The following is a 21273-nucleotide window of genomic DNA, read 5'->3' on the forward strand; positions in this document are numbered from 1 at the left end:
TTTGAAAGGAAACTCCATGACACGCACCGTACTTTTTGCCGACCAAGCCCCAAGCACCGCGAGTGGCAAGCGCACAGCGCCGGCGGCCTCCCCGGTCCGCAAGACGCTGGACGCCGTGTATTTCCTGATGTTTGGCGCCTCGCCCCGCGCGCTGGTCAAGGCGGAACAGCCTTATGCCTGGTTGCCGGCGCATATACGCAGCAACATGAGCCCGCGCGCCCAGCGTTTGATGCGTTCGGATTATTGAGGCCAGGCGCCGAGTCGCCGCCCAATCGCCATGGACCGCGTTTCTTCCGTGTCCAACGGCCCGCTGGCCATCATTTCCGAGTGCCATGCACAGACCTTGCACCAGTGCACCGCTTTGCGGCGCCTGCTGCTTGTTCTCTGTGAACACGGCTGCGATGTCCAGGCGCAGCAACTCAGCCTGCACATCCTGCAACACTTCGATGCGGCGGCGTTTCAGAACCATGCCGAAGAAGAGGAATTCCTGTTTCCGACCTTGCTGGAGTCCATGGCCGGATCGGACGCCGTCTGCCTGCGCGACATGACCTCGGGCCTGACCCAGCAACATCGTGTGCTGGAGCACATGTGGGCAGCTTTGCGCACGCAGGTGAGCGCCATTGCAGGCGCCCAATCGGCCGCTCTGGATGCCAGCGCCGTTGAGGCATTTATCGAAGCGAACCAGCAACACATTGAGCGCGAAGCCTCGGAAATGTTGCCGATGGCAGGCCGCCTGTTCACCGACAACGAGCTGGCCTACCTGCGTCACGCCCTGGACGGGCATCGCCAGCCGGCCATGTTTTAAAGCGAAGTCGGACCGAGGCGATTCGCTGGGGTCAAGGACAGTCGCGCGGCAAGAATCCTCTGTAACTGCTCTTCCGTCGAGAGCTCACCCTCCAGGTAAAGCACCGGGCACTTGCGCTGTTTCAGCCAGTGCCTATGCCGCTCCAGGCTGCGGCCTTCGGCGGTGCCCGCGTCGTACTGCGCCGCCCACGTCAGGAAGGCCAGATCCGCCTTGCCGAATCGACGTTCTTCCCGCAGCTGGAGGCGTGCCATGCGGATGGCGGTCGGAAGATAGAGAAAAACCACCAGATCGAAAGCATCTTCGAGGTCGTCGCCCCACCCGATCAAGGAGCCCGCGACGACAGAACTCGGGCTGCTGCGCAAATCCTGCAGCAAAGCCAAGCAGCGCTCTTCTTCATCGTACTTGTCCCGGTAAGGCGGATCACTGGGACGCCAGAAGTAGTCGTCCGTTTCAAGGTGTCGCGAGGGGGCCGCCTCAGAAAATGCTGCGGCCAAGGTCGAGGTGCCGGAGCCGGCGGCGCCCGTGATCAGGATATACATGGCCTGCAGGAAAAGTTGGGATGGCGGGTTGACGAATCGCCGCGGGTTTGAATGTCCGCAGTTGACCGTATTCTGCCGGAGCCGTATTCTGCGCAACGTCCCATGTCTGCAAAGCCGGGCGAATCTTTCCCGCGGCATGGGGTTTGTCTTACCCATACAAAGCGCGTAAGCTTTTGCCGGACAGGCGGATCAACTCTTTGGAGCAATGCGATGAGCAATCATGTCTATAAGCTGCTTGAACTGACCGGTTCCTCCAGTGTCAGTATTGAAGAGGCTGTGAGTTCCGCCATCGCCAAGGCGCATGAGACGGTACGCAGCATCCAGTGGTTCAGCATCACCGAAACCCGGGGCCATGTGGTCGATGGCAAGGTGGCGCACTGGCAGGTTTCCCTGAAGATTGGATTTACGCTGGAATAGCCGCCAGGGTCATGCTTCCCACTTGTCGGGAGGCTGTCAGCGGGCAATATTTGCGGAGTCAGACGGTGAGGTTGTGCGCTTCCTCCGCCTTGGGCGATACCAGCGCACGGCTTTTGGCGGGAAGTATGTTTGCGCGCTAAATCGCCTTGTGCACCCTGGGTTTCGTTGAGCCAACTAGAGGAGAGTTTCAATGCAGGAAGCAAAGACCATTGGTTTGGGAAAAATGGAGATCCGCTATCTGATAGACGGGTCGCACACAGGAACGATGGGGATGTTTGAGTTAACGGTTTTGCCCGGTGCCAACGTTCCGCCCCCGCACAGCCATTCCCACAACGAAGAAATCGTCTATGTCCTTGAGGGCAAGTTGCGCTACGCCGTGGGGGCTGACAAACGCGACCTTCAGGCAGGCGAGGTGATGCACACCCCCAAGGGCATAGGCCACGAATTCTCCAATCCATTCACCGAAGTCGCTCGTGCCTTGATTGTGTTGTCTCCGGATATTGGCGCGCAGTACTTTGTGGATGTCAGCGAAGTGATGCGCAAGGGGATGCCACCCGACAAGGCCGCGCTGGTCGCCGTCATGACGCGTTATGGCCTGGTTCCCTGTGCACCTGCGGGCACCTGATATTTCGCTACGGGGGCGACATCACAACCTCAACACCGCCGCATACCCCGTCATCTCCAGGTAACCGCGCCCGACGCGTTGGCCATTGCTGTCGATTAATTCACTCAGGCCTTCCCAATAAATCGCGCCTGTGGACTGGCGGCTGTCAAGTTCCTGGTTGTCGATGATGGCGCGCACGGTGTAAAAATCGGCCGGCGTGCGCACCATCCATTCGACCGGGTAGCTGGCCTGGCTGAGCGGACTTTTCCAGTGCCGTATCGGTTTGAAAACCACCTCGCCGCGGCTGAAGGTGTAAAGCTGGCCCGGGGCCGAACGGAAGGAGCCACCGTCCCACAAGGTGTTGCCTTGTTTGTCGCGCAGGCGAAAAGCGGTGAGGGCGCTGCCGTCGTCCAGGTTCATGCCTATCCAGTCCCAGCCCACGGCGTCGGGGTGCATCAAGGCTTGGCTCCACTCGTGGTCCAGCCAGGCTTTGCCGCTGACCTCGAAGGTCTGATCCTTGATGCGCAGGCGGCCACGGGTGGCCAATTGCGGCTGGCTGTAGTAATAACTCGCCTGCTGGGGATCCGGGCCTTTGCGCGACAGCCCTTTGTTGCCCTGCAGCAAGATCGCCTGTGTTTCGGCCAATTGCAGATCGAGTGTGAAGTCCGCCACCGGCAGGGTGGCGAGGTATCGGTCCTGTTGGTGTTCCAGGGACCAGTCACGCAAGCGAATATGGGTGTTTTGTTCGCTGGCGCTGGCCAGCTCGAATCCTTCACGCGCTATGCGCTGGTCGTGCCAGAGCTTTTTGCCTTGTACGTCGGTGACGGCGGCATGCGCGAAGATCAGTTGTTTGGCGGCGAAGCGGGAGCGCATGCCTTGTGTGGCATCCACCCGCGAGCGAAAAAACGTCAGCTGAAAACCAAACTCCCGCGCACCCGACGTCAGGTATCCGGTGATGTACCACCACTCGGTGCGAAAGTCGGGATGTGCGCCCAGGTCGCGCGGAAACTGCAAGGTCCTGGCCGGCAAGGCCAGCACGGGGTCACTGCCGACCATGCCCGCCAAGCCAGCGGCCAGCAAAAAGTGGCGCCTGTGCAGGCCGGGCATCAAGGATGGGCTCATTGTTTGATTCTCGCAGCAAGGGATGACCTGCCTTGCAGCGCGCCAAGGGAAGGTCTATGCTCGAAACTGTTCATGGGCACCATGGACTTCAGGTCTATACAGGAGGTTCATCATGTACAAACGAATTTTGTTGGCTTATGACGGTTCCAAATCCGGGCAAAAGGCTTTGCTGGACTGCCAGGATATCGCGCAGTGGAGCAACGCCACCTTGAACCTGATCGCCGTGACGCCGCTGTATATGGACCTGATCGGCGTGGAGGGTGGCGTCTACGACCGCAGCCTGGCCGACAGCGAGAAAGAAAAATACAAAGGCATTCTTGACGAAGGTCTGCGCCAGTTGGCTGCTTCAGGCCATCAGGCGCGTGGTGAAGTGCTGGTGGGCGAAACCGTCGACGAAATCAGCAAATACGCGAGCAAGATAGAGGCTGACTTGATCGTTGTCGGGCACAAACACCTGGATGGCTGGGCTGCGCGCTGGTGGCGCGGATCGGTGTCCAAGTCGCTGATTGAAAATGCACCCTGCAGCGTGCTGGTGGTCATCACGCACTGAGCCGGCGAAAGACCGGGGCGTCTTAACGTCCCCGCGCCTGGTGCGGTACCACGGTGTGGCGTTTGCCGGTTTGTTTGTGCGCCGGCGCATTGGCGTGCGGCTGTTTGTGGCTACGCCGCGGTGTGGCGGTCTGGCCAGGCGGCGGGTCGGTTTCTACCGCGGGTGTTTTTGAGAAATAAGAACCCAGTTGCGCGCTCAGCGCGCCCCAGCTTGGCAGCAGCCAGATGATCAGCAGGCAAACCAGTGCCAGAACAATGGCGGCAAACAGGATGTTCATCGCGTACCTCCTAAAAGATGGCTCCCCGGACCGACTCCCACCATGCTACGCCTGTTGAGCGCGTTGTGCATGGTTTTTTGATCTGTTTCAGCGCCTGTCCTCGCGCCATAAGGTGGGTGTTTCCAGCAGCGCGGGGATGTCGCTGCGGCCCAGGCCCAGATCCTTGAGTTCGCGCTCGTTCATTTGCCCAAGTGCGGCCAGATCCTGCCTGCGCTGCCGGTGTTGCCGGGCCCGTTGGTGCAGGCGCGCAAGCCAGGACAAGCCCAGCCGCCTGGCCAACACATTCGGCAGCACGCCGAAAAAAACGCCCCTTGCTTTGAGCAACATCACAAGACTCCTGAAACGGGAAGACTCCGATGGTGCGATGGATCATGGTATTGTGGAAGTTGAATTTACTGATGCTGTCTATCAGGAACACTGATGCGTGAACTCAATCTGGATCAACTGAGAACCCTGGTCGCCATCACGGATCTGGGTACTTTTTCAGCGGCGGCGCGGGCGTTGCACCTGGCCCAGCCCACGGTGAGCCTGCATGTCAGCGAACTGGAGAGCCGCCTGGGCACGCCGCTGGTGGTGCGCGGCGGCAGGAACGTGCAGCCGACGCCCGCGGGGGCGGTGCTGGTGGAGCGCGCCAGGCAACTACTGCGGGCGGCCGACGATGCGGTGGATGCGGTGCAACGCCACGTCGAAGGCCGGACCGGCCGGGTGCGCCTGGGCACCTCCACCGGCGTGCTGGTCTACCTCTTGCCCCAGGTGCTCAAGGCCATGGAGCGCGCACATCCTGGCATTGATGTCGAGGTCAACATTCTCGGCTCAGCCGACACCGTGGAGCGTCTGGCCCAGGGCAGGCTGGACGTGGGGCTGGTCGCCACGCCGCGCCCCCCGCAGCGCGGGCTGGTCATGACGCACTGGCGCAGCGACCCGATGATGGCCTTTGTGCCGCAGAGCTGGCCCGCACCCAAACGCATCACGCCGCAATGGCTGGCCAGCCGGCCGCTGATTTTTAACGACGCGACCACCCACATGCACCGCCTCACCATGCAATGGTTTGCCGAGGCGGGGTTGACGCCGCGCGCCCGCATCGAACTCAATTTCACCGAGGCCATGAAAAGCCTGGTGGCCGCCGGTTATGGCGCGGCCTTGTTGCCGCTGGAGCAAACCGGCAAACCGCTGATTCCGCAGGGTGTGCAGGTGATTCCCCTGAGGCCGGCGCTGACACGCCACACCGCGGTGGTGCATAAACCCGCAGCGTCTGTGGACGGCGCCACACGCAAGCTGCTGCAGACTTTGACGCAATTTCGCCAGGCCTAGTCAGTGGCCGGCGGAGGTCTGGAAAACAACTTCACCGCTGGGGATATGCACCACGCGAATTTCCTGGCACGTCGGGTCGGCCAGGCTTTTGACCGCCACGGCGACGGCCAGTGAACGATCCGCGTAAAACTCCTGGAAGGTGGCGGGCGGTAGCAGGCTGCCCTGCAGCGGGTTCCTGCTTTCAATGCGGTATTGAGCGGACGCCATGTGAATGCCCCCTTGAAGTGAGGCCTCCATCGTAGGGGGGGCCGTGAGGCGCGGTGATGACAATTCGACGACGAAGGTAAGCAAACGAAAGAGTCAATGGCGATGTGTAGGTGCATAGCGAGTGACAAGCAGCAGACTTACCAGTCTTCCTTGACCGCCAGCACCGCGTCCTTGCCGGCTGCCGCGCGCCCGGCCAGCCAGGCGGTGAAGGTGCCGGCCAGCACCACCGCCGCACACAAGAGCAGCAGCCGGGTCCAGGGCAGGGCCAGGTCCATGGTCCAGTGAAAACTTTGCGGATTCACCACATGCACCAGCACCAGCGACACCGCCAGGCCCAGGCCCAGGCCGGCGATGGCGCCGGCCAGCGTCCAGGCCGCACCTTCACCGGCCACCAGGGCCAGGATTTGCCGCCGCGTCAGGCCCAGGTGGGCCAGCAGGCCAAACTCCTTGCGTCGCGCCAGCACCTGCGCGCTGAAACTCGCCGCCACACCGAACAGGCCGATCGCAATCGCCACCGCCTGCAGCCAATAGGTCACCGCAAAACTGCGGTCAAAAATTTTCAGCGAGCTGGCGCGGATCTGGCTGCTGGAGGCAAACTCGATCAGCGCACCGGCGCCGGACTGTTCCTGCGCCAATTCGCGCACGGCCTGTTGCAGTTGCGCCGTGTCGGTGCCTGGCGCCAGCCACAGCGCCAGGTCGTTGATGCGCCGGTCGCCGGTCAGGTGTTCAAAGTCGTGCTGGTCCATGGCGATGGCGCCGAACTGGCGCGCGTAGTCGCGCCAGACACCGGCCACGTAAAACTTCGGGGGCGCTTGATCTGCTCCTGAATCAATAGCTACTTGCGCCCGTCCTTCAAGGGCTAGAGCCTTAAAAGATGCTGATAAAGGCGTAAACACCGTGCCGGGACGGGCGCCGTACAAATCCACCATGGGTTCGCTGACGTAAATGCCTACCTGGCCCGCAGGCACCGGCAGCGGGCTGCCGACCAAAGGCAGGTTGCGCGCCGGGTCCTGCAGCTCACGCGCGATCAGCGCCACCGTGGGCTGGCCGGGGTCCAGCAACAATGGGGTGAGTCGCAGGGTGCTGACACGGGTCACGCCCGGCAACTGCGCCACCGCCTGCACCAGGGTTGGCGTGAAATACACGGTGTCGCTGGCTGCGCTGGCCAGGCCGGTACGCACGTACAAATCGGCCGGCAGCACCACGTCCAGCCAGTGCGTGACCGAGTCGCGAAAACTCGCCACCATCACCGTCAGCGCCACCGCCAGACTGAGCGAAGCCACCACGCCGCTGACCGCCACCGCCGCGCTGCCACGCACGCGGCGCGCGCGTTCCACCGCCAGCAGCGGCAGCAGGCGACGCGCCACGCGTGGGCTGAGGTGGTTGTAAAGCAGGGCGATCAGCCCCGGCAAAGCACTGATGCCGCCCACCAGCAGCAAGCCGACCGAGAGGTAGGCGCCTAAAGGAATGCCAAAGACCGGCGGCAGCAGGGCCAGCATCACCCCGGCCGCCATCAGCGTCAGCCCCACAGCTTGCGACTGGCCGCTGTTGGGCGCCAGGCCCAGGCCTTTGAGGGTTTGCGCAGGCGGCAGTTTTTGCGCCTCACGCGCCGGCCACCAGCCACCCACCAGCGCCGCGGCGACACCCAGCAGGGCGTAGACCACGGCGGCGCCGGTGTTCCATTGCAGGGCCGGCGCCACACCGGAAAAATACCCACCCCCCAGGTCGCCGCCCAGCAGGCGCAGCGCCAGCGCGGCCAGCGCCGTGCCCAGGGCGATGCCGGCGATACTGCCGACCGCACCCAGCAAGGCCGACTCCCAAAGCACCAGGCGCAGGCGTTCGCGGCCGGTCAGGCCCAACACGCCTAACAGGGCAAACTGCTGCGCACGTTTGGCCACGCTGAGCGACAACACCGAAAACACCAGAAAGGCGCCGGTGAACAGCGCTACCAGCGCCAGCACCGTGAGGTTGACGCGGTAGGCACGCGACAAATTGCTGATACGTTGGGCCGCATCACCGGGCTCGGTGGCGGTGATATCTGGTGACTGCAGCGCGGCGATAAAAGCTACGCGGTCGGCGCCGCCGCGCAAACGCACATCAATGCGCGAGAGCTGGCCGATGCGGCCAAACAGATCCTGCGCCGCACCAATGTCCATCACCGCCAGCGGGGCGCCACCGGCGGCCACGCTGCCGGCCACTTGCACGTCCAGCAACTGCAGGCCGCTTTGCAGCCGCAGGCCTGGGCCAGGCAGGGCTTGCCGCGCAGCGGGGTTCAAAAAGACTTTGCCGGGCGCGAACAGCGACAGCCGGTCGGCATCGGGCGCCGGCATAGGCATCAGGGCCGGCGCCAGCGCGGCCACCACCAGCGCATCCACACCCACCACACGCAGCGCGATACGTTGGCCGCCGGCGGTGAGGGCATAGGTGGCCAGCTCCAGCACCGGGCTGGCGGCGGCCACCTGCGGGTCGTTGGCCACACGTGCGTACAGCGCTTCGTCAAAACCGCCACGCACGGCGCGCAACTCCAGGTCGGGCTGGCCGTTGACGGAACGTACCGCCTGGGAAAATTCGCTGAGGGCCGAGGCATTGATCAGTTGCACCGAAAACGCCAGCGCGACGCCCAGCATCACGGCCAGCACGGCGGCGGCGTTGCGCCAGCGGTGATGCTTCAGTTCCTGCCAGGAAAACGTGCTCAGCAGGCGCAGCATGAGCAGCATGCGCGTGGCCTCAGAGCGCGCGCCAGAAGCGCAGCGGCACGCAGGTCTGCAGGCGTTTCACGGCCTGGTCCATCAGCGCCGGGTGTAACTCGTGGCCGATGCTGGAGGCGATGTCGCAGGTGGCGTCGGCCTTCAGGGCCATCAGGTGCGCATAGTCCTGTTGCACTTCTTGCACGGGCACCACGGCATCGGTCCGGCCATGTAACAGGTGCAAGGTGGTCAGGGTCGGCACCTTGTCGGGCAGGGCGGCGAAGCGGCCGCAGAAAGCCAGCACCCGGCCGACCAGGCCGTCATGCAGGTTGCTGAGCGCCAGCGCCAGGGTCGCGCCTTCGGCAAAACCGGCCAGCGCGGTATCGGACTGCAGGATGCCAAAACGCTCCTGCTGCTCGCGAATAAAAGCAGCCAGCGCAGGCACGGCGGCGGCCACATGCTGGGGCCGGTTCTCGTCGTTCAGCCCCAGGACGGGAAACCACTGCCGCTCGGTCTTGCCGAGGTGGATGGATTCAAAACCTTCGGGAATCACGATGGCTGCTTCCGCAAACGCTTCGCCCAGCACCGAAGCCAGGTCCAGCATGTCGACCGCCGCACCGCCGCCGCCATGGAGCAGCACAAACAATTGCCGAGGCGTGCCGACAGGCAGCAGGTCGATGGAAGCGATGTTGTGGGTCATACCGGTATTTTTACGCGGTGCTGCGTTTTTGTCAGCCGCTGATGCCTTCGCTGCGCAGGTGCAACACGCGGTCGGCCCGGGCCGCGGCCGCTTCCGAATGGGTGACCAGCACCAGTGCGGCGCCGTGTTCGCGCGCCTGGCCGGCCAGGGCGTCCATGACCTTGGTGGCGGTGGCCGGGTCCAGGTTGCCTGTCGGTTCGTCGGCCAGCAGCAAGCTGGGGCGGTGCACCAGGGCGCGGGCGATGGCCACACGCTGCAGTTGACCGCCCGAAAGTTGTTGCGGCAGACGGCTACCCAGACCCCCCAGGCCTACGGCCTCCAGCATGGCCTCCACACGCTGGTCGTCGTGCTGGCCCAGCAGCAGCAAAGGCAGCGCCACGTTTTGCGCCACGTCCAGATGCGGCAAGACGTGAAAGGCCTGGAACACAAAGCCGACTTTTTCGCGACGCAGCAGCGCGCGTTGGTCGTTGTTCATGGCGCCCAGGTCCTGGCCTTCCAGCAGCACCGAGCCCGCGTCCCAGTTGTCCAGACCGGCCAGGCAATTGAGCAAGCTGGATTTGCCGACGCCGGACTCGCCGACGATGGCGACAAATTCGCCGCGCGCCACTTGCAACGACACATCGCGAAACACCGCGACCTCGCCGTAATGTTTGCTCAAGCCGCGAACCAGTACGCTCATAAGGCTTGACGCACCAGCGCCAGCACCTGTTGCAGCACCGCCGGCCCATCGCAGGCCACGACCTGGCGCTCGGGCATGGAGCGCAGCCAAGTGATTTGCCGCTTGGCGAGCTGGCGTGTGGCGGCAATGCCCTTGTCGCGCAGTTCGGCCATGGGCCAGCCGCCATCCATGGCTTCCCAGGCCTGGCGGTAACCGACGCAACGCATGGACGGCAAGTCGGTGTGCAGGTCGCCACGTGCACGCAGGGCGCGAACTTCGTCGAGAAAACCCGCGGCCAGCATGCTGTCAAAACGCAGGGCGATACGTGCGTGCAGCCAGGCCCTGTCCTGTGGCTCAAGAGAAATAAGGGTTGCAGCCCCCATGGCTTGGGCGCCAGCAGCTCCCTTTTCGATAGCGTTTTTCTTCTGGAAAAACGATAACGGTTGACCCGAGGCCCGGAACACTTCGAGCGCGCGCGAAATGCGCTGCGAGTCGTTGGGCGCCAGCCGCGCCGCCGTGACGGGATCCACCAGGGCCAACTCGGCATGCAGGGCCGGCCAGCCTTTGTCGGCGGCTTCGGCCTCCAGTACAGCACGCAAGGCCGGGTCGGCCTTGGGCATGTCGTCCAAGCCGTCGCGCAAGGCCTTGAAATAAAGCATGGTGCCGCCGACCAGCAAGGGCAGCTTGCCGCGTGCATTGATCTCGGCGATCAGCCGCCCGGCATCGGCCACAAACTCCGCCGCGCTATAGGCCTGCAGCGGGTCGCGGATATCGATCAGGTGGTGCGGCACGGCGGCCAGTTCGGCGCGGCTGGGTTTGGCCGTGCCTATGTCCATGCCGCGGTAGACCAGGGCCGAATCGACGCTGATGATTTCGATCGGGTGGTGTTCCGCAAGGCTTAAGGCAGCGGCGGTTTTGCCCGAGGCTGTGGGGCCGGCCAGGCCTATCCAGCGCGCTGTGCTCATGGCTGGGCGGGCGGCGCGATCACGACCGGTTCGCCATATTTCTGCACCAGGATCCAGGCGGTGGCGGCGATGCAGATACTCCAGAACAACACGCCGTTGGCCAGCGGAAACACCGTGCCGTCCATGTGTGCGCCCAGCCAGCCGCCCATGGCAAAAGCGGCCAGCATGGTCAGGCAACCGCTGAGCGCCGATGCTGCGCCGGCAGCGCCCGGAAAGGGTCCGACTGCGCCGCTTTGGCTGCAGGGCTGGTGCACGCCGTGGGCCAGGATGAAGAGGTAAAAAGGCAGCAGCAAAGCCCAGACCGACACCACCCCGGCCCAGGCCAGCGCGGCCATGCTCACGCCGCCGCTCAGGGTCAGGACGGCGGCCATGGCCACCGAACGCCGCACGCCAAAACGCGGCAACATGCGCCGGCACAAAAAAGTGCCTAACAAGTAGACGAAGGACATGGAAAACATCAGCAAGCCGTATTGCGTTTTGCCCAGGCCCAGGACCTTGATGAACACAAAGGACGAGGACGCCAGAAAAGTAAACAGGCCGCCATAAGACGCGGTGGACAGGGCCGAATACGCGACAAAGGTGGGGTTGCGGACAATCGCCCACCAGGTGCGCGCCAGCATGCGCGGCTCCAGCGCGCGGGGATTTTTATGCGTGAGGGTTTCCTCAAAACGCAGCACAATCACGGCCAGCGAGGTCGCGCCAAACACGGCCAGCGCCAGCAGTGCCACGCGCCAGTTGAAAACGTCGGAGATCAGGCCGCCCAGCGGTGCGCTGAGGCAGGCGATCACACCCAGGCCACTCAGGCCGCGCGACATGGCGCGGGCGCCGGCCACGGGGCTGTAGAGGTCACGCACGATGGCACGTGCGCACATCACGGCCGCACCCATGGCCGCGCCTTGTAGGGTGCGCCAGATCACCAGCAGCGCCATCGAGGGCGCCAGCGCGCTGCCGATGGCCGCCACCACATAAGCGGCCAGACCCAGCAGCAAAATCGGCCGGCGCCCGAAACGGTCGGACAGCGGGCCCCAGAACAGTTGCGAGATGCCGAAGGCCAGCAGCAGTGCGCTGAGGGTGAGTTGGGCTTGCGCCACCGGGGCGCCAAAACCCTCGGTCAGCGCGGGCAGGGCCGGCAGGTAGAGGTCGGTGGTGACGGGCTGGATGCCCAGCAACAAGGACAACACCAGCACCACCAGGGCGGGGGACATGGCGGAGGGCGTGGCAGCCAGGGACAGGGAAGCAGGAGGTGTGGAAGACATTCATCTGAGGGTATCAGATCGCCTGCACAAATAGCACTTCCGGGAAGGTTCAGTGGGCGCCCATCAGGGCGTGTAAACGTGCAAAGTCGGGGTGCTGGCGCAGGCCGGCATTTTCGGGGGTGTGGAGGATCAGCGGTAACTGGCCGCAACCCTGGCGCGCGGCCGCCAGGGCCAGTGCCATGGCCTGGTCCAGCTCGCCCAGGCACAACAGGACCGCGATGTGGTTGGCGCGCATGCTCACGCCCTCGTTGGCGGCCTTGGCCACCAGCTTGCGTGCCTGCTCGGACGCCCCGCAGCGCGCAAAAATGTAGGCCAGGGTCGAGTCGGCAAAGGCCCAGGTGCCGGGGCCCAGGGTGATGTGTTCGGCCTGGGCCAGCAGTTCGGGTCGTGGCGCGAGAAAGGCCTGGTAAGCCAGCAGGTAGATCTGTGCGGCCAGGTTGTCGGGGGCCATGTGACTCGTCTGCTCGGCCTGTGCCAGTCCGGCCTGCAGCTCGCCACAGGCGCTCAGGCAACGTGCCCGCAACACACCCAAGGTCACTGAAAAGGGGTTTAAATCCAGCGCCAGTCGCAACGACTCGGCGGCTTCCCGCGCCTGGCCGGTGCACAACTGGTGCCAGCCCAGGTAGTGCAGGGTCTGGTCGTCCGGCGCCGCGCTGGCGGCCGCCAGTGCATGCATGTCACGGGCTTCGGAAAAGCGCCACTGGCAATCGAGCAGGTGGGCCATTTCGGCGTGCAGGCCGGGCAGGTCCGGGGCCTGTACTTCAATCAAACGGAGCTGTGCCAGCGATTCGCGCAGATTGTCGCTTTGCACCGTGAGGCCGCAACTTACCGCGCTGGTCATACATTCGGCCAACGCCAATTTGGCGGCCAGGTAATCCGGGGCTTGGGTGATCAGTTCGCGCAGCAAGGCTTGCGCGCGTAGCAGGCCGGCGCCGGTGCGCTGGTGGGTCAGTTGCCGCGCATGTAAGAGGGTGGCGACCTGCCGGGGCTGGGCCATGGCTTCGTGGTGCAGCCGGGACAGCGGCGGAATGGCCGCCGCCGGGGCGCTTGCGGGAGCCAGCGTCAGGCGGTAACCGGTCCGGTAAACGGCGCTGATGCCGAGGCCACCGTGTGCGCTCAAGGTCGGCCGCAGTTGCGCCACGCAGCGGGCCAGGCTTTCGTCAGACATGGCTTGGGCGCGCCAGACGCGGTTGGCAAACACTTCTTTGGGCACCACGTCCGGCCAGCAGGACAGCAGCAGATGCAACACGGCCCGCTCCTTGGGCGGCAGTTGCAGCGGCAGGCCGTGCAGGCAGACAAACCCATCGTCCCGCGCGGTGTAACCGTGTTCGGCTGGGCTGTGGGGCGCTGGCGGCTTGTCCGGAAAGTGACGTCTCATCATGTTTTCATCAAGATTGCGTCCGATTGTGCGGGTAACTTGCAGCGCAGGACATCAGGTTTGCCCGAGGGTGTCCCCACAAAAAACCAGGAGACGATTTGCCATGATGACTTTGAACCCCTTTCGCCTTGTTTCGCGCCGGCACCTGGTGTCGGCCCTGGCGGCCTGCGCCTGCGTGGTCGCCCACGCGCAAGCGCCTCAGCTGCCGCCACCGGATTCGGTGCTGCTGGACAAGCTGGGCTACATGAACACCTTCCCCCCCGCGCCTGACAAGCTGGTGGATGATGCCAATCGCGGGCGTTATCCGCAAATGAGCTGGGCGCTGCAGAACGCGCGCCAGCTGACCTCGACACGTAATATCCGGCGCGGCAACCAGCCGCCGTCCGAGCTGCCGCGCTGGGACAAAAACCTGGACGACTGGGCGTTTGCCGACGACAAGGGCCAGCGCACCACCTTGGCCGAATGGCAGCGCAACACCTATACCGACGCCCTGGTGGTCTTGCACCGTGGCCGCATCGTCTACGAGCGTTACCGCAACATCAAGCCTGAGACACCGCACCTGCTGTTTTCCATCACCAAAAGTTTCACCGGCCTGCTGGCCGCACAACTGGTCCATGACGGCAAGATAGACCCGAATGCGCTGGTGACCCAATACGTGCCGGAACTGGCCGGCAGCGCCTGGGGCGACATGAAGGTGCGCGAGGTGATGGACATGACGGGCGCGGTGCGTTTTCGCGAGGTCTACACCGACCCCACGACAGAAATTTTCCCCTACCTGTTTGCCAGCAACATGATTCCTTCACCGCCCAACTACGCCGGGCCTAAGAATATTTACGACTTCCTCAAGACGCTGAAGAAAGAGGGCGAACACGGTGCCGGTTTTGTGTACCGCACCGTGCATTCGGAGGTGCTGGGCTGGGTTGTTTCGCGTGTGAGCGGCCAACATTTTGCGGACCTGATGAGTGAACGCATCTGGAGCAAGCTGGGCATGGAAGAAGACGCTTACGTCATGGTCGACGCTGTGGGCACGCCGCTGCAGGGCGCCGGACTGAATGCCACGGCCCGCGACCTGGCGCGTTTTGGCGAAATGTTGCGCCGGGGCGGCGAGTTCAACGGCCAGCGGGTCTTCGACAAGGCGGTGATTGCCGACACCGTCAAGGGCGGCGACCGCGAAAAGTTCAAGGCCGCGGGCATGCCGTTTCGCGCTGGTTATTCGTACCACAACCAGTGGTGGGTGCTGCACAACGCCGATGGTGCGTTTGAAGCCTCGGGCGTGAACGGCCAGATGTTGCACATCAACCCGGCGGCCGAGATGGTGGTGGTCAAACTCTCGTCACACCCGGTGGCCGGTGCGGGTTATACCCACCCGCTGACGCTCAAGGCCTGGGCGGCGCTGGCGGAAGCGGTGCGCCGATAAATGGGGTGAAGGCCTGCGTTAGTGCAGGCCGAACAACTGCGTCAGCGCTTGCCGGTACTGCGTCTGGCCCACCGCGTTGGTGTTGTGGTGTGAGCCGCCTTCCACCAGCACAAAGAGTTTGGGCTGGGCCGCGGCGTCGTAAAGCTTGCGACCCAGGCTGGGCAGGATCAGGCGGTCATCGCTGCCATGCACCACCAGCAGCGGCGAGCCTATGGTCGCGACCTGGCGCACCGCTTCAAAACGCTGGGTGATCAGCAGCGACACCGGCAGCCAGCCCCAGGAGGTGCTGTCCACCACGTCGGCAATCGAGGTGAAGGTGCTTTCCACCAAGGTGCCGCGTTCATCATCGACCTGCGTGGCCAGGCGGATGGCAATCGGGCCGCCCAGCGAATGGCCAAAAATATAACGAGGCCGGTCCGGGTATTTTTTCGCCAGCCAGTCCCAGGCCGCGCGGGCATCTTCATAGGCGCTGTCTTCCGAGGGCAAGGCCGGCGAGCTTTTGCCGAAGCCGCGGTAGTCCACACCCAGCACCGAAAAGCCCAGCTCCTGCATGCGGCGCATGCGTGGGGCCGAGCCGGTCACGTTGTAACGCGCGCCGTGCAGGTAGAGCAGGATGGGTGCATTCGGCTGTTCGGCGGGGAGCCACAGGCCATGCAGGGTGGCGGGGGGCTGGCTGGACGTGGTTGAAAGCTTGATCCAGACCTCGTCCATGCCATCGGCGGCTGCCAGGCCGCCACTCCAAGTCCGGTCGCTGGGCTGGAAAATCCAGGCGCGTTGTTTTTCGTCAAGCACCGCGCAACTGGCCGTGATGAGCGCCACCAGCGCCAGGCAAACAAGGAGGAGCCAGCGTTTCATCGTTGGATGGAGTGCGGCGGTTGGCAAAAAGTTCGCAGGCGGGGCGCAACCCGACTTTAAGGATTAAGGCAGCAGCGGCTTTTGCGCCTCGGTCAGCGCCTGACGTGCTTCGTCGAGCCTGCGCTGCCGCTGGGCGATTTTGTCGGGATCACCCTTGCGTTGGGCCTCGGCCAGATCCTTCTCACGTTTCGCCACCTTTTTTGTCGCCTTCTGGATGTCGCGCTCGCGCTCGGCGGCCAGCGAGGCATCGCTGCAGTGGGCCTGGTTGGCGCGCAAAGCCTTTTTCAGGCCAGCCACTTCCTGACTGTTGCCCGCGGCCTGCGCCCGGCTGATCTGGGCCTCAATACGCGCCCGTTGGGCCTCGCAGGCGGCGGACGGCTGCTGCGCCAACAGCGGGGCTGCGGCCAGGGCCAGCAAGCTGGCGAGGATGAGTTGTTTCATTGATTTCCTGCAAGGCGATGGGGACGGTCCATGGTAATGGCAGTCTGCAGGCGGCGCAGCCCAAAGAAAAAGGGGCCGCGAGGCCCCTTTGTTCATCGATACCGGCAGGGTGTTTACACCACGCCCTGGGCCATCATCGCGTCGGCGACCTTGACGAAGCCGGCCACGTTGGCGCCATCGATGTAACTCACCGTGCCGTCGGCGCGTTTGCCGTATTTCAGGCAGGCGGCGTGGATGCCTTGCATGATTTGCAGCAAGCGGGCATCGACTTCTTCAGCCGGCCAGGACAGGCGGGCCGAGTTCTGGCTCATTTCCAGGCCCGAGGTGGCGACGCCACCGGCGTTGGAGGCCTTGCCCGGTGCGTACAACACGCCAGCGGCTTCGAAGGCCTTGGCGGCTTCGTTGGTGGATGGCATGTTGGCGCCTTCGGCCACGCAGATAACACCGTTTTTGATCAGCACGGCGGCGTCTTCAATGGTCAACTCGTTTTGCGTGGCGCAAGGCAGGGCCACGTCCACGGGGATGTGCCAGGGTGTCTTGCCGGCCTGGAACTCGGCACCCACCAGCTTGGCGTACTCGTCCACGCGGCCGTACTTGTGGTTCTTCACGTCCATCAGGATGGCGAGTTTTTCAGGGGTGAAGCCGTCCTTGTCGTAGACCGTGCCGCTGGAGTCGGACACGGTCACCACCTTGGCGCCCAAAGCCATGGCTTTTTCGACGCCGTATTGCGCCACATTGCCCGAGCCGGACACCGACACGGTTTTGCCTTCGAAGGACTTGCCTTGCGTCTTGAGCATTTCCTGGGCGAAATACACCATGCCGTAACCCGTGGCTTCGGGGCGGATCAGCGAACCACCAAAGGCCAGGCCCTTGCCGGTGAACACGCAGTCGGAACGGTTGCTGAGTTTTTTGTACATGCCGGCCATGTAGCCGACTTCGCGGCCACCCACGCCGATGTCACCCGCCGGCACGTCGGTGTCGGCGCCCACATGGCGGAACAGCTCGGACACAAAAGCCTGGCAGAAACGCATGACTTCCATGGGGCTCTTGCCCTTGGGGTCGAAGTCGGCGCCGCCTTTGCCGCCGCCCATGGGCAGCGTGGTCAGTGCATTTTTCAGGGTTTGTTCGAAGGCCAGGAACTTGAGCACCGACAGGGTCACCGAGGGGTGAAAGCGCAGGCCGCCTTTGTAGGGGCCAATCGCCATGCTGTGCTGGATGCGGTAGCCGCGGTTGACCTGCACGGTGCCGTGGTCATCGATCCAGGAGACGCGGAACATGATGGTGCGTTCTGGCTCGACCAGGCGTTCCAGCAGGCCATGTTCGGCGTACTTGGGGTGTTTTTCGATGAAAGGCCAGAGGCTTTCCATGACCTCGGTCACGGCTTGCAGGAACTCGGGCTGTCCGGGGTTGCGCTGAGCGACCTGGTGAAGGAATTGGTCGACGGACTCGTACTTCATATGCAAGGGCTTTCTTCAAAAAACGGAGGGTTATGCGGCAGCGCAACCCGACATTATGCCAAATGCTTATGGGCTTATGCCCATCTTGGTGCATCGACTCGCGTCAGGCACGAAATGGCACCTGATTGGTGTTTTGATGGGGTGAGGCGGGTTCGGGGGCGTGCCGTGTTGCACCGTTCTGGGGTGTTTTGGTCGGAGGCCTCTGCCATACCCGGGTTTGCAGGCGTGCGGCGTTGGCTTTTTGATGGCGCTGATTTGCTATTTAATCAATAGCTGCTTGCACTTATATATAAAGGGCTGGAGGCCTGTTTGACTAAGAATTTCGAGAGTCAGGCCCAAGCTCAAGGCTGGGGGCATGTATCCCAGGCCCCGAAAAGGTGCTTGTGCCGCAGGGCGTTGCGCCTAGCGACCGCGCATGAACAAGGCGTCCAGTTCCTTGATGCTGACCTGGCGCCAGGTCGGCCGGCCGTGGTTGCACTGATCGGAGCGCTCGGTGGCCTCCATCTGGCGCAAGAGGCCATTCATCTCTTCAAGCGTGAGTTTGCGGTTGGCACGCACCGCGCCATGGCAGGCCATGGTGGACAAGAGCTCGTTTTGCGCGCGCTGGATCACGGTGCTGGCGTCGTGTTGTGCCAGCTCGGCCAAGACGCTGCGTGCCAGTTCCACCGCATCGCCCTGGACCAGGCTGGTCGGCACGGCGCGCACGGCCAGGGTGCGTGGCGAGAAAGGTGTGATCTCCAGGCCCAGGGCGGCCAAGGTGTCGGTGGCGGCTTCCGCGGTGGCGACCTCTTGCGGGCTGGCGGCGAAGGTGGCGGGGATCAGCAGCGGCTGGCTGGCGATGGCCGTGCTGGTGTCCAGCTGGTTTTTCAGGCGCTCGTAGACGATGCGTTCGTGCGCGGCGTGCATGTCCACCACCACCAGGCCCTGGGTGTTTTCGGCGAGCACATAAATTCCCTGCAACTGGGCGATGGCGCGACCCAGCGGCCAGTCGCCGGGTGGCAGGGCGGCGGCCTCCAGAGGCCCGTTGTGCGGGCTGGTCCCGGCTGGCGCCGGCTCGGGCGCGAACCCAGTCGTGGCGGCGGCAGGCTGCACCGGCCACATGGCCTCGAAGTCGGACACCCGCGGGTTTTGCTGGTAGCTCTGATTCGCTCCGAAATTAATAGCTGGTTGCGCCCATGGCGACAGGGTTGGAGGCCGATTTGATTCAAAACTTCCAGTCACGATGCCATTCGGGCTGGCCAACGCGGCGGCGGCGGCCCGCGGCGCAGCCAGGGCGTTTTCGACCGCATGGCGCACGGCCTGGTGCACTTCGCGGCTGTCACGAAAACGTACCTCGATTTTGGTCGGATGCACGTTGACGTCCACCCGGGTCGGGTCCATCACCACATACAGCGCATACACCGGCTGGCGGTGGCCGTGCAACACGTCTTCGTAGGCACTGCGTGCGGCGTGGGTCATCACCTTGTCGCGCACATAACGGCCGTTGACATAGGCAAACTGCTGGTCGGCACGCGAACGTGCGGCATCCGGAATACCGGCGCGTCCGGTGATGTGCAAGTTGCCTGAGCGGTAGTCCACGGCCACACTTTGCGCCAGCATCTCACTGCCCAACACATCGCCCAGGCGTTGCGCGTGGGCGTCCAGCTCGGCCGTTGCCTCGCAGGCGCGCCACTGCTCGACCAGTTTGCCTTCGTGCCAGATCGCAAAACCCACGTCGGGCCGCACCAGCGCGTGGCGGCGCACGGCTTCTATGCAATGCGCCAGTTCTGTGGCATCGGTTTTCAAAAACTTGCGGCGTGCCGGCGTGGCGTAAAACAGCTCACGCACTTCGACGGTGGTGCCGCGGCTGCGCGCGATGGGTTTGAGCTCGCCCGAGCGGCCGTCGAGCAGCCAGGCGTGGGCGGTGGCATCCCCTTCGGTGCGCGACAAGAGGCTCATGTCGGCGATGGAGTTGATGGCAGCCAGCGCCTCGCCCCGAAAACCCATGGTGCCCACGGATTCCAGGTCTTGCAGCGACGCGATTTTGCTGGTGGCGTGGCGCTTGAGCGCGACCGCTAACTCCTCACGCGGAATGCCCGAGCCGTCGTCCTCGACCGAAATCAGGCGCACACCGCCGGCCAGCAGCCGCACCGTGATCTGCCGCGCGCCGGCGTCCAGCGCGTTGTCCACCAGCTCACGCACCACCGACGCGGGGCGTTCCACCACTTCGCCGGCCGCAATCTGGCTGACCAGTTCGTCGGGGAGTTCGCGGATGGGGCGGCGGGGGAGGGAGTCTGGGGTGCTGGGGAGGTTCACGGTTTTATTTTAGGGTGTTGTGGTTTTTGGGGGCTTCTGGTGGATTTCTGCTTGCTGTGGTGTGCCTGCTAGCCGGGGTTGCCCGGCGGCAACTTACTTTTCTTTTGCGTCGCCAAAAGAAAAGTAAGCAAAAGAAAAGGCGACCCCGCTGTCTGGGTCCCTGCGCTGCGCTACGGGCAACCTGCGGTGCTCGGCAAAAGCGGGGTCTCGCTCGAACTCGCCTTCGGCTCAGACAATCGCGAGCCCTGGTCCGCTTTTCCCTGTGCTCCTCGGCGCAGACAGAAGGGGTGGGGAGCAGGAACGGATGCGGAGAGACGAAGACGCGCTATGCGCGTCTTCGTCGGTCAAGAGACCGTCATTCATGCACGCGTTTGCAGCACACAAGGCCAAATGAAGTCCCCCTCCATCGCCCAGCGGGGCGAGGGAGGGGTTAGGGGTGGGAGTGGGGAGTTCGTCCTACTGTCCAAGGCCGGCCGCAAACGCAGCGTGATGCCGGCCGTACGTGATTCCAAGTCCATGTGCCAGCATGTCAAAATCCCCACCATGGAACTTGTGACTTTTCTGATTGACTTCATCCTGCACGTGGACAGCCACCTGGAGGCCTTTACCCAAACTTATGGCATGTGGGTTTACGCCCTGCTGTTTCTGATCATCTTTGTCGAAACCGGCGTGGTCGTCATGCCGTTTTTGCCGGGCGACTCGCTGCTGTTCATTGTTGGTGCTTTGTGTGGCGCCGGTTTGCTCAGCCTGCCGCTGGCCATGGGGGTGTTGGTGGTGGCGGCGATTCTGGGGGGACCAGTGCAACTACACGATAGGCCGTTTCTTCGGTCCCAAGGTGTTCCAGTGGGAGCAGTCGAAGTTTTTCAACAAGCGGGCGTTTAACCAGGCGCATGCGTTTTACGAGCGTTACGGCGGCATCACCATCATCATTGCGCGTTTCATGCCTTTTATTCGCACCTTTGCGCCTTTTGTGGCGGGTGTGGCCGAGATGAGCCGCGGCAAGTTCAGCGCCTACAACGTGCTAGGTGCGCTGATCTGGGTGGTCGGCTTGTGTGGCGCCGGGTATCTTTTCGGCAACCTGCCCTGGGTGCAGGCCAATCTGAGCAAAATCATCTGGGCCATGATTTTTATTCCCGGGTTGTTTGTGCTGTTCGGTGCCTGGAAGGCCAGCCGCAACAAGGCTGCGGCGCCGCTGGAAAACAGCTAAAACACAACCGGGCGGCGCGTTATTGCCGCTCTCTTTTCCCTTTGCGGTGGGGGAGTTGTATTCGCCGATGGGCTGTCGCATACTGATAGCGTTGCAGCCTGCCGCAAGGCGCTGCGGCCAACACC

22 protein-coding genes and 1 pseudogene are annotated in these 21273 nt (G+C 63.7%); 8 read left to right on the forward strand and 15 right to left on the reverse strand.

The window, feature by feature from the left end; genetic code table 11:
• Positions 1-16 precede the first annotated feature (16 nt).
• Together ACHMXK_RS07705 and ACHMXK_RS07710 are read left to right on the forward strand one after the other, a co-directional pair.
• The gene (locus ACHMXK_RS07705; RefSeq protein WP_397439140.1) at positions 17-247 is read left to right on the forward strand and encodes a hypothetical protein; all 231 of its coding nucleotides are present in this window, start codon (positions 17-19) and stop codon (positions 245-247) included.
• Between the two features lie 30 nt (positions 248-277).
• On the forward strand, positions 278-805 hold the full coding sequence (locus ACHMXK_RS07710; RefSeq protein ID WP_397439141.1) for a hemerythrin domain-containing protein: 528 nt from the start codon (positions 278-280) through the stop codon (positions 803-805).
• On the opposite strand, the gene ACHMXK_RS07715 is transcribed toward ACHMXK_RS07710, so the two are convergent.
• On the reverse strand, positions 802-1344 hold the full coding sequence (locus ACHMXK_RS07715; RefSeq protein WP_397439143.1) for an AAA family ATPase: 543 nt from the start codon (positions 1342-1344) through the stop codon (positions 802-804). The genes ACHMXK_RS07710 and ACHMXK_RS07715 overlap by 4 nt on opposite strands.
• A 210-nt stretch (positions 1345-1554) precedes the next feature.
• On the opposite strand from ACHMXK_RS07715, the gene ACHMXK_RS07720 reads away from it, so the two are divergent.
• Both ACHMXK_RS07720 and ACHMXK_RS07725 read left to right on the forward strand, forming a co-directional pair.
• Positions 1555-1761, forward strand: a complete 207-nt coding sequence (locus ACHMXK_RS07720) for a dodecin (RefSeq protein ID WP_397439145.1) — start codon at positions 1555-1557, stop codon at positions 1759-1761.
• A gap of 190 nt (positions 1762-1951) precedes the next feature.
• Positions 1952-2386 (forward strand): cupin domain-containing protein, encoded by a 435-nt coding sequence (locus tag ACHMXK_RS07725; RefSeq protein WP_397439147.1) that lies wholly within the window; start codon positions 1952-1954, stop codon positions 2384-2386.
• Between the two features lie 21 nt (positions 2387-2407).
• On the opposite strand, the gene ACHMXK_RS07730 is transcribed toward ACHMXK_RS07725, so the two are convergent.
• Entirely contained in the window at positions 2408-3487 is a 1080-nt protein-coding gene (locus ACHMXK_RS07730) for a lipocalin-like domain-containing protein (RefSeq protein ID WP_397439149.1), read from the reverse strand.
• Positions 3488-3599: 112 nt separating this feature from the next.
• On the opposite strand from ACHMXK_RS07730, the gene ACHMXK_RS07735 reads away from it, so the two are divergent.
• Positions 3600-4037 (forward strand): universal stress protein, encoded by a 438-nt coding sequence (locus tag ACHMXK_RS07735; protein WP_397439151.1) that lies wholly within the window; start codon positions 3600-3602, stop codon positions 4035-4037.
• Positions 4038-4059: 22 nt separating this feature from the next.
• On the opposite strand, the gene ACHMXK_RS07740 is transcribed toward ACHMXK_RS07735, so the two are convergent.
• Positions 4060-4314 carry a hypothetical protein gene (locus tag ACHMXK_RS07740; RefSeq protein ID WP_397439153.1) on the reverse strand — a complete coding sequence of 85 codons (255 nt, stop codon included), beginning with the start codon at positions 4312-4314 and terminating at the stop codon, positions 4060-4062.
• A gap of 87 nt (positions 4315-4401) precedes the next feature.
• Entirely contained in the window at positions 4402-4641 is a 240-nt protein-coding gene (locus tag ACHMXK_RS07745; protein WP_397439155.1) for a DUF1127 domain-containing protein, read from the reverse strand.
• 93 nt (positions 4642-4734) lie between these two features.
• Between ACHMXK_RS07745 and ACHMXK_RS07750 the strand changes: the two genes are divergently transcribed.
• Entirely contained in the window at positions 4735-5625 is an 891-nt protein-coding gene (locus ACHMXK_RS07750; protein ID WP_397439157.1) for a LysR family transcriptional regulator, read from the forward strand.
• Here the strand turns inward: ACHMXK_RS07750 and ACHMXK_RS07755 are convergent, their stop codons facing one another.
• The 7 genes from ACHMXK_RS07755 to ACHMXK_RS07785 form a co-directional block, all read right to left on the reverse strand.
• The gene (locus ACHMXK_RS07755; protein ID WP_397439159.1) at positions 5626-5832 is read right to left on the reverse strand and encodes a hypothetical protein; all 207 of its coding nucleotides are present in this window, start codon (positions 5830-5832) and stop codon (positions 5626-5628) included.
• 137 nt (positions 5833-5969) lie between these two features.
• Positions 5970-8540: an FtsX-like permease family protein gene (locus ACHMXK_RS07760; RefSeq protein ID WP_397442468.1), complete on the reverse strand. Its 2571-nt coding sequence runs from the start codon at positions 8538-8540 to the stop codon at positions 5970-5972.
• A 19-nt stretch (positions 8541-8559) separates the two neighbouring features.
• Positions 8560-9219, reverse strand: a complete 660-nt coding sequence (gene ypfH, locus ACHMXK_RS07765) for an esterase (protein ID WP_397439161.1) — start codon at positions 9217-9219, stop codon at positions 8560-8562.
• Between the two features lie 31 nt (positions 9220-9250).
• The gene (locus ACHMXK_RS07770; RefSeq protein WP_397439163.1) at positions 9251-9898 is read right to left on the reverse strand and encodes an ABC transporter ATP-binding protein; all 648 of its coding nucleotides are present in this window, start codon (positions 9896-9898) and stop codon (positions 9251-9253) included.
• Positions 9895-10842, reverse strand: coding sequence for a tRNA (adenosine(37)-N6)-dimethylallyltransferase MiaA (miaA, locus tag ACHMXK_RS07775; RefSeq protein ID WP_397439165.1), 948 nt, complete (start codon positions 10840-10842; stop codon positions 9895-9897). The genes ACHMXK_RS07770 and miaA overlap by 4 nt, the downstream gene beginning before the upstream one ends.
• On the reverse strand, positions 10839-12047 hold the full coding sequence (locus ACHMXK_RS07780; RefSeq protein WP_397439167.1) for a multidrug effflux MFS transporter: 1209 nt from the start codon (positions 12045-12047) through the stop codon (positions 10839-10841). The genes miaA and ACHMXK_RS07780 overlap by 4 nt, the downstream gene beginning before the upstream one ends.
• A gap of 100 nt (positions 12048-12147) precedes the next feature.
• Positions 12148-13479, reverse strand: a complete 1332-nt coding sequence (locus tag ACHMXK_RS07785; protein WP_397439169.1) for a winged helix-turn-helix domain-containing protein — start codon at positions 13477-13479, stop codon at positions 12148-12150.
• A gap of 103 nt (positions 13480-13582) precedes the next feature.
• On the opposite strand from ACHMXK_RS07785, the gene ACHMXK_RS07790 reads away from it, so the two are divergent.
• Complete coding sequence (locus ACHMXK_RS07790) at positions 13583-14893, forward strand: serine hydrolase domain-containing protein (RefSeq protein WP_397442469.1); 1311 nt, start codon at positions 13583-13585, stop codon at positions 14891-14893.
• Between the two features lie 18 nt (positions 14894-14911).
• On the opposite strand, the gene ACHMXK_RS07795 is transcribed toward ACHMXK_RS07790, so the two are convergent.
• The 4 genes from ACHMXK_RS07795 to mutL all read right to left on the reverse strand — a co-directional run bounded on the left by ACHMXK_RS07795 (position 14912) and on the right by mutL (position 19941).
• Positions 14912-15748, reverse strand: a complete 837-nt coding sequence (locus tag ACHMXK_RS07795) for an alpha/beta hydrolase (RefSeq protein ID WP_397439171.1) — start codon at positions 15746-15748, stop codon at positions 14912-14914.
• Between the two features lie 63 nt (positions 15749-15811).
• A complete protein-coding gene (locus tag ACHMXK_RS07800) occupies positions 15812-16189 on the reverse strand; it encodes a DUF1090 domain-containing protein (protein WP_397439173.1) in 378 nt (125 codons plus the stop codon).
• 113 nt (positions 16190-16302) lie between these two features.
• Entirely contained in the window at positions 16303-17646 is a 1344-nt protein-coding gene (gene gdhA / locus ACHMXK_RS07805) for an NADP-specific glutamate dehydrogenase (RefSeq protein WP_397439175.1), read from the reverse strand.
• A gap of 402 nt (positions 17647-18048) precedes the next feature.
• Complete coding sequence (mutL, locus tag ACHMXK_RS07810; RefSeq protein WP_397439177.1) at positions 18049-19941, reverse strand: DNA mismatch repair endonuclease MutL; 1893 nt, start codon at positions 19939-19941, stop codon at positions 18049-18051.
• Positions 19942-20484: 543 nt separating this feature from the next.
• Between mutL and ACHMXK_RS07815 the strand changes: the two are divergent.
• Positions 20485-21148 (forward strand): annotated as a pseudogene (locus tag ACHMXK_RS07815) (DedA family protein).
• The last annotated feature ends 125 nt before the right edge of the window (positions 21149-21273 follow it).

The organism is Polaromonas sp. UC242_47, from assembly GCF_044452385.1.
GTDB lineage: Bacteria > Pseudomonadota > Gammaproteobacteria > Burkholderiales > Burkholderiaceae_C > Polaromonas.

Bases quoted from the DNA above. Each gene is read 5' to 3' on its own strand.
- ACHMXK_RS07705 (WP_397439140.1), top strand. From the start codon at position 17: ATGACACGCACCGTACTTTTTGCCGACCAAGCCCCAAGCACCGCGAGT.
- ACHMXK_RS07710 (WP_397439141.1), top strand. From the start codon at position 278: ATGGACCGCGTTTCTTCCGTGTCCAACGGCCCGCTGGCCATCATTTCC.
- ACHMXK_RS07715 (WP_397439143.1), bottom strand. From the start codon at position 1,344: ATGTATATCCTGATCACGGGCGCCGCCGGCTCCGGCACCTCGACCTTG.
- ACHMXK_RS07720 (WP_397439145.1), top strand. From the start codon at position 1,555: ATGAGCAATCATGTCTATAAGCTGCTTGAACTGACCGGTTCCTCCAGT.
- ACHMXK_RS07725 (WP_397439147.1), top strand. From the start codon at position 1,952: ATGCAGGAAGCAAAGACCATTGGTTTGGGAAAAATGGAGATCCGCTAT.
- ACHMXK_RS07730 (WP_397439149.1), bottom strand. From the start codon at position 3,487: ATGAGCCCATCCTTGATGCCCGGCCTGCACAGGCGCCACTTTTTGCTG.
- ACHMXK_RS07735 (WP_397439151.1), top strand. From the start codon at position 3,600: ATGTACAAACGAATTTTGTTGGCTTATGACGGTTCCAAATCCGGGCAA.
- ACHMXK_RS07740 (WP_397439153.1), bottom strand. From the start codon at position 4,314: ATGAACATCCTGTTTGCCGCCATTGTTCTGGCACTGGTTTGCCTGCTG.
- ACHMXK_RS07745 (WP_397439155.1), bottom strand. From the start codon at position 4,641: ATGTTGCTCAAAGCAAGGGGCGTTTTTTTCGGCGTGCTGCCGAATGTG.
- ACHMXK_RS07750 (WP_397439157.1), top strand. From the start codon at position 4,735: ATGCGTGAACTCAATCTGGATCAACTGAGAACCCTGGTCGCCATCACG.
- ACHMXK_RS07755 (WP_397439159.1), bottom strand. From the start codon at position 5,832: ATGGCGTCCGCTCAATACCGCATTGAAAGCAGGAACCCGCTGCAGGGC.
- ACHMXK_RS07760 (WP_397442468.1), bottom strand. From the start codon at position 8,540: ATGCTGCGCCTGCTGAGCACGTTTTCCTGGCAGGAACTGAAGCATCAC.
- ypfH (WP_397439161.1), bottom strand. From the start codon at position 9,219: ATGACCCACAACATCGCTTCCATCGACCTGCTGCCTGTCGGCACGCCT.
- ACHMXK_RS07770 (WP_397439163.1), bottom strand. From the start codon at position 9,898: ATGAGCGTACTGGTTCGCGGCTTGAGCAAACATTACGGCGAGGTCGCG.
- miaA (WP_397439165.1), bottom strand. From the start codon at position 10,842: ATGAGCACAGCGCGCTGGATAGGCCTGGCCGGCCCCACAGCCTCGGGC.
- ACHMXK_RS07780 (WP_397439167.1), bottom strand. From the start codon at position 12,047: ATGTCCCCCGCCCTGGTGGTGCTGGTGTTGTCCTTGTTGCTGGGCATC.
- ACHMXK_RS07785 (WP_397439169.1), bottom strand. From the start codon at position 13,479: ATGATGAGACGTCACTTTCCGGACAAGCCGCCAGCGCCCCACAGCCCA.
- ACHMXK_RS07790 (WP_397442469.1), top strand. From the start codon at position 13,583: ATGACTTTGAACCCCTTTCGCCTTGTTTCGCGCCGGCACCTGGTGTCG.
- ACHMXK_RS07795 (WP_397439171.1), bottom strand. From the start codon at position 15,748: ATGAAACGCTGGCTCCTCCTTGTTTGCCTGGCGCTGGTGGCGCTCATC.
- ACHMXK_RS07800 (WP_397439173.1), bottom strand. From the start codon at position 16,189: ATGAAACAACTCATCCTCGCCAGCTTGCTGGCCCTGGCCGCAGCCCCG.
- gdhA (WP_397439175.1), bottom strand. From the start codon at position 17,646: ATGAAGTACGAGTCCGTCGACCAATTCCTTCACCAGGTCGCTCAGCGC.